At 44.7% G+C, this 6,478-nt stretch carries 5 protein-coding genes; all 5 read left to right on the top strand.

All coding sequences use genetic code 11. The annotated features are described in order from the left end of the window. Positions 1–771: sensor histidine kinase (locus DXB15_RS14355; protein ID WP_243115659.1), on the top strand; the 771-nt coding region annotated here is incomplete at its 5' end. A gap of 165 nt (positions 772–936) precedes the next feature. Continuing rightward, complete coding sequence (locus tag DXB15_RS14350) at positions 937–2,970, top strand: ABC transporter permease (protein WP_118703328.1); 2,034 nt, start codon at positions 937–939, stop codon at positions 2,968–2,970. A 129-nt stretch (positions 2,971–3,099) separates the two neighbouring features. Beyond that, complete coding sequence (locus tag DXB15_RS14345; RefSeq protein WP_005927561.1) at positions 3,100–3,360, top strand: hypothetical protein; 261 nt, start codon at positions 3,100–3,102, stop codon at positions 3,358–3,360. 5 nt (positions 3,361–3,365) lie between these two features. Next, on the top strand, positions 3,366–4,031 hold the full coding sequence (locus tag DXB15_RS14340; RefSeq protein ID WP_009296631.1) for an ABC transporter ATP-binding protein: 666 nt from the start codon (positions 3,366–3,368) through the stop codon (positions 4,029–4,031). Between the two features lie 14 nt (positions 4,032–4,045). Continuing rightward, a complete protein-coding gene (locus tag DXB15_RS14335; protein ID WP_118703327.1) occupies positions 4,046–6,424 on the top strand; it encodes an ABC transporter permease in 2,379 nt (792 codons plus the stop codon). Positions 6,425–6,478 lie beyond the last annotated feature (54 nt).

Below are 6,478 nucleotides of genomic sequence, written 5' to 3'. Positions count from 1 at the left end.
CGGCCAGAGGACAGCGAAACCCAGCTTGCCAGAATCGGACACCGGCTGGCAAGGCTTTACCAGATCATGCAGGAGAACCGCCGCCGGGTGGACGAGGAACGGCAGGAGTTACAGACCCTTGTATCGGATATTTCCCATCAGGTGAAAACGCCGGTAAGCAATCTGAAAATGGCGACGGACACCCTGCTGGAAAAGCCCATGACCGAGGCGGAGCGCACCGACTTTATCCGGGGAATCCGCAGCCAGACGGATAAGCTGGACTTTCTCTTTCAGGCCCTTGTGAAAACCTCACGGCTGGAAACGGGCGTGATCCAGTTGGATAAGAAACCGGGTCGCCTCTTTGATACCGTGGCGCAGGCCATGAGTGGGATTGTGTATGCAGCGGAGAAAAAGGAAATCGCTGTGTCCGTGGACTGCCCGGAGGATTTGACCGTTTTCCATGACAGCAAGTGGACATCCGAAGCCCTCTTTAACCTGCTGGACAATGCAGTGAAGTACACCCCGGCAGGCGGGAAAATCGCCGTGTCAGTGGTGCTGTGGGAAATGTATGTGGAGGTCAAAGTGACCGACACCGGCAAGGGCATTTCCGAAAGCAATCAGGCTGCCATCTTCCGGCGCTTCTATCGTGAGGAAGAAGTACACGAACAGCAGGGCGTGGGCATTGGCCTGTATCTGGCCCGCGAGATCGTAACGCGGCAAGGCGGCTATATCAAAGTGGTTTCGGAGCCGGGCAAGGGTTCAGAATTTTCCATTATGCTGCCGACAAAATAGAACGCGGCGGACGGCCATTTCCGGCTGCCCGCCGTAAATTTTTTTGAAATGTCCGAGCGTTGTAACATTTCACCTCGATTTTCAATGAAATTTTTTGGCCGCTGTAACATTTCGCGGACATTTAGGTTTTACAATACCCTTATCAAATATGGAGGTGATACAACTATGACATGGCCTTTTGAAAATGACACCAGCGCCATTACAAAGAAGCTGGCGCAAAGAAACTTCAAAGCCAACAAATTACGAAATATTGTTGCTGTAATAGCAATCGTTTTAACATCAATGCTTTTTACTTCTGTAACGACTTTATGTGTTGGAGCGATCCAGTCTATACAGACAACTATTTTGCAAATTAGGGGAACCAGCCCGTCCACTGGTACATCTGTAAATTGGATTGCCATAATAGCAGCCCTGTTTTTTATTATGATTTTTGTAATAACGGGCTATTTGCTCATTCGCAATATTTTTGAGATTTCTGTTGTTCAAGAAATAAAGAAATATGGCTTATTAAGAACAATCGGAACAACGGAGAAGCAAATCAAGCGAATTGTTTATAAGCAAGCATTTTGGCTGTCTATAATTGGTATATCTATTGGGTTGATTTTAGGATATATAGTAGGAATACTTATGCTTCCGTGGATTCTTAATTTTATGAAAGGCGAGTATCACAATCTTTCTGTGAACTTGAGTTTTAATCCTATTATTTTTGTCGTTGCCGGGATATTTAGTGCGATTACTGTTTGGGTGAGCATAAAGAAACCATTCAAAATTGCAGCTACGATTTCGCCCATTGAGGCAACTAGATACTATGAAAAAGACAATTATCATAGTGCCAACAAGAATCGTCTTTCGTTTAAGAATAGAATAACAGAAATGGCATGGAGAAATTTAAGAAGAAATTCAAAGCGTACCATATTTATCGTCTTATCCATGATACTCTGCATTATTCTCCTAAACAGTGCAATCGCAATCGGAAATAGTGTTGATGTTAAAAAATATGTATCTTCTGTTACCTCATTTGATTTTGTTGTGGCAAGCCCAAACACATTTTCTAATGTGCAAGGTTTTCGATTTAAAGATGATTCTGTTAGTAATGAAATCATATCTGATATTGAAAATAATATTCCTGTGCTGAACGGAAGTCGAATTTATAAAAACACTTTGGATGATGTCAGTGTTACTTATGATTATGGTAGTTTGGTCACGGAAGTATTAGACGAATACACAGAAGATAATCACCTTATACGAAGTGGTATGGTTGATGGCAGAACTTATCCAGTAAAACTCGGTGTTGATTATCGACCTCTTTGCAATATTTACGGGGTAGAAAAATCAATACTTCCTAAATTGAATTTCATTGAGGGAGAAACAGATATACAGCAACTAACCTCATATTTGGAAAGTGGAAACTATGTTATAGAAATTTCAGCGATCAACCCAAATGAATCTCCTGAATTTCTTTGTCCGCTCAATCAGGAAGTTACCATTTACAAAGATGGATTGCCTTATAAAACGGTTTCGGTAATTGCGCGTGCAGTGGTTGATTTTTCATTGGTAGAATCTCCGGGTAAGAATGTTGGCTACACTGATGTTGGCGGCGATTGTCCTATTTTCTATATGAGTAATGAGATGTTTGTGGAATTGTATAACAATCCAGCCATAATGAGTTATGTGTTTGATGTGGAAAAAGAACACTTTTTGCCAGCGACCGAGTACATCAATTCTTTGCCTACCGTTGAATACGCATCGTCTGAAACATTGGCACAAACTATGAATGGATTAAAACAAACTATTTTTATCATAGGTGGCCTTATTGGGTTTCTGTTAGGAAGTATCGGGCTTGTGAATTTTTCCAACATCATTATAACGGGCATTATAAACCGGCAACGGGAATTTGCTACATTAGAGAGCATCGGAATGACGAAAAAACAAATTAACAAATTGACCGTATTGGAGGGATTGTTTTACGCATTTCTGATTTGTGTAATGGGTTTACCTCTCTCTCTTATTGTTGCAAATACAATTCTTCCTACTTTCTTTAATCAACCTGACTTATGGCTGTTTACAATACAGCCTACGATTTTCCCGTTGATATTAGAGGGAATTGTTATTTGCGTTGTGGCGATTATAGTTCCTCATGTTTCGTTTCGCTATTTTAGAAAAACAAGTATTGTAGCTCGATTAAGGGTAGTTGAATAATAATTTTGAAATGTCCGAGCGTTGTAACATTTCACCCCGATTTTCGATGAAATTTTTTGGCCGCTGTAACATTTCGCAGACATTTGGGTTTTACAATGACCTTATCAACAAAAGTGAGGAGGCGTTGCAATGGAACTGACCCCGACCATGATTTTGAATCTGGCGCTGCTGATCGTCCCGCCCGTTGCCCTTGTGCTGGCGTTCTGGCAAAGGCTGGCCCAGCACATCCGCTGGACGGTTGCCTTGACTGCCCTCTGCGATGTTCTCCTGTTTTGGGATGAACTGTTCTACTATGAGAGCTTCGGACTGTTCGCTGTGCTGATTCTGGTACAGTTGGCGGCCACCGGCGCAGCAGCGTTCCGCATTTACAACAAACAAAGAAAGGATTGAATTTTATGAGAATTTTACAGACTATCGACCTGAAAAAGTATTACGGTACAGAGCCGAATATCACCCGCGCCCTTGACGGCGTGAACTTCTCTGTAAATGACGGCGAATTTGTGGCCGTTGTGGGAACCTCCGGCAGCGGCAAGTCCACCCTGCTTCACATGATGGGCGGGCTGGACACCCCTACTTCCGGCAATGTGATTGTCCGGGACAAAGAGCTGTCGAAAATGAACGACGAACAGCTTACCATCTTCCGCCGCCGCAACATCGGCTTTATCTTCCAGAACTATAACCTTGTTCCTATCCTGAATGTGTATGAGAACATCGTCCTGCCGGTGGAGCTGGACGGGGACACGGTGGATCAGAAGTTTTTGGACGAGATCGTTCACCTGCTGGGGCTGGAAGATAAACTGAAAAATATGCCGAACAATCTTTCCGGCGGCCAGCAGCAGCGTGTGGCTATCGCACGCGCCCTGATTACCAAACCGGCTATTGTGCTGGCCGACGAGCCGACCGGCAACCTTGACAGCAAGACCAGCGCCGAGGTGCTGGGGCTTATCAAGCGCACCAGTGCAGAGTTCCGGCAAACTGTTGTGATGATTACCCACAATGACGACATAGCCCGTCTTGCAGATCGGATTGTCCGCATTGAGGACGGCAAGATTGTGGAGTAAGGAGGTGGCAGGCTATGACATGGCCTTTTGAGAATGATACCAGCGCCATTACAAAGAAGCTGGCAAAGAAAAGTTTGCAAAGCGAGAAGCGCCGGAATCTGATGGTGGTGATTGCCGTTGCGCTGGCGGCATTTCTGATCTGCTTTACGGGAATTGTGTCTACCTCCCTGACACAAATGCAGCGCAATCAGGTTGTCGATACTTATGAGGCGGTCTGGCTGGGCGTAGAGGAAAACGACATTGAAACCCTGAAAGGACTGCCGGAGTTTGAGCGCGTAGGCGGCTACTATATGCTGGGTGAGGAGCTTTCAGAACAGGGCTATCATGCGTCTTATGTGTATTGCGACGCGCAAATGATGGAGATTACCAAGGCGCAGATGGAGTTATTAGAGGGCCGGGTTCCTGAAAAAGCAAATGAAGTTGTTGTAAGCGAATACTTTCTTTCCACCTATGGAAACAATGCCAAGATCGGGGACACTGTGACCTTAGATACAGAGAGTTTTCATGGTGATTATGTCGTTACCGGCATTATGGACAGCGTAAATGAAAAAGAAGCGAATACCTGCGCTATCATTCTTTCCAACGCTGCCCTGACAGGATGGAAAGGGTTTGACCCGACTGGCTATCGCGCCTATGTCCATTTCAAAAACAGCGACCAGTTGGGCGAAGAACTGATGACCTCTTATTGCAGGGAGATTGCGGAGGAATATCAGCTTCCTATGCCCAAAATGAACAGCAAGTATTTTGCCTATGCTTCTAAATCCTTTGATTTTGCACTGATGGCTGGCGTGATTGCCATTGTTCTGATCGGCGGCTATATTGTGATCCAGAGTATCTTCCGTATCTCCATCAATGACAAAATCAAGAGCTACGGGCAGCTTCGGACGATTGGTGCAACGCCAAAGCAAATCAAGCGGATTGTAAAGCGGGAGGGGCGTAAACTCGGCAGTATCGGGATTTTGATTGGTACAGTGCTGGGTGTATGCGGCGGTTTTCTTTTGTTTCCCAAGGGATTTAATGCTGTTTCCTATGTGGCAACGATTATTTTGACACTCATAAGCAGTTGGATCATGGTATCTGTTTCCATCCGTAAGCCGATAAAAATTGCGGCAGGGATTTCCCCGATTGAAGCCGTCCGTTTTACCCCGGCACAAAAGGACATCCGAAGCCGAAAAAAGAATATCAAGCTCAATCCTGTTTCAATGGGAATTGCAAATTTTAGGCGTGACCGAAAAAAGACCGTTGCTATTGTAGCCTCATTGAGTTTGGGCGGAATTATCCTGCTTGTGGTATCCTCCATTGTTTTGCTGCGCTCACCAGAGGCGCTTGCAAGACAGTTTTTCCCAGACGGCGACTATAAAATTTATTTGGATTCTGAAATGACAGAAGAAAAGGTTATGGCAGCGGGAAATCCATTGAATGAGGAATTAAAGCAGGAAATCTTATCTATTGATGGCGTTACAGATATAATTCCAAGCAGGCAATCTCTCCATGCAACTTATAAAACAGAGATTCATCAAGCTGGTGGTATGTGCGATATGCTGACCGACCAGAATTATGCGGTAGTTGAAGCGGCTCTGACAGAGGGAACCATGCCAACAGATTCCCGTAGTATTGTAATTGACTATAATGTGCTAAAGCAGAATGAGGATATGGGTGTTGGTTCAACGGTTGAGATCTCTTTGGGAGAAGAACAGCCATCCGTTTCTGTTACCATATCGGGGTTATACGCTCCTGCAAAGGTATATTCAGGACATGGCAGGATGCACTTAGATGGGGCAACTCTTTTTGCACCAGAAGCGTTGTTCCACGAACTGCACCCGGAAATCACCTCTTTTGACTATTCATGGAGCATTGTAAATGACCCTAAAAAAACGGACTATGTGGGAGCTGAATTGAAAAATATTGTTGCCAGCCATAGTAATATTGCCTTAGATGAAATCAATACAGTGATTGAATATGAAGAAATGACAAATTCTTTTGCGTTTGGCAGTATGGAGGTACTGTCATGGCTGGTATTTCTCTTTGGCGTTATCAACCTGATTAACACGACACTCTCTAACCAGATCGCCCGAAAGCAGGAAAACAGTATTCTGCGTTCTATCGGCCTAACACAAAAACAGCTATGTAAAATGAACATCTGTGAGGGGCTGTGCTATGCGCTCTTTGCAACATTGGCAACGCTGATCGTTGGGCTTCCGGCTTCCATCTTTGCTTGCAGAAAAATGAGTGTAGGTGCTTTTGCCGGAAATGTAGTGCCTTATCAATTCCCGGTTTTGGAAATGGGGCTGTTCATTCTGGTATTGTTCGGAATGGAGCTGATCTTGTCTGTATGGACAATCCGCAGACAGAAAAAACAATCTCTGATTGAACAAATGCGGGCAATGGAATAACCGTATGGGATCGGCGGGGCGGCGTGTGCTGCCCCGCTTTTTTCGTCATTTCTC

This window comes from Roseburia sp. OM02-15, from assembly GCF_003481835.1.
GTDB lineage: Bacteria > Bacillota > Clostridia > Lachnospirales > Lachnospiraceae > Eubacterium_I > Eubacterium_I ramulus_A.
The sequence above is the reverse complement of the archived record's forward strand: the minus strand, read 5'-3'. Positions and strand labels throughout refer to the sequence as shown.

Bases quoted from the DNA above. Each gene is read 5' to 3' on its own strand.
- DXB15_RS14350 (WP_118703328.1), top strand. From the start codon at position 937: ATGACATGGCCTTTTGAAAATGACACCAGCGCCATTACAAAGAAGCTG.
- DXB15_RS14340 (WP_009296631.1), top strand. From the start codon at position 3,366: ATGAGAATTTTACAGACTATCGACCTGAAAAAGTATTACGGTACAGAG.
- DXB15_RS14335 (WP_118703327.1), top strand. From the start codon at position 4,046: ATGACATGGCCTTTTGAGAATGATACCAGCGCCATTACAAAGAAGCTG.
- DXB15_RS14345 (WP_005927561.1), top strand. From the start codon at position 3,100: ATGGAACTGACCCCGACCATGATTTTGAATCTGGCGCTGCTGATCGTC.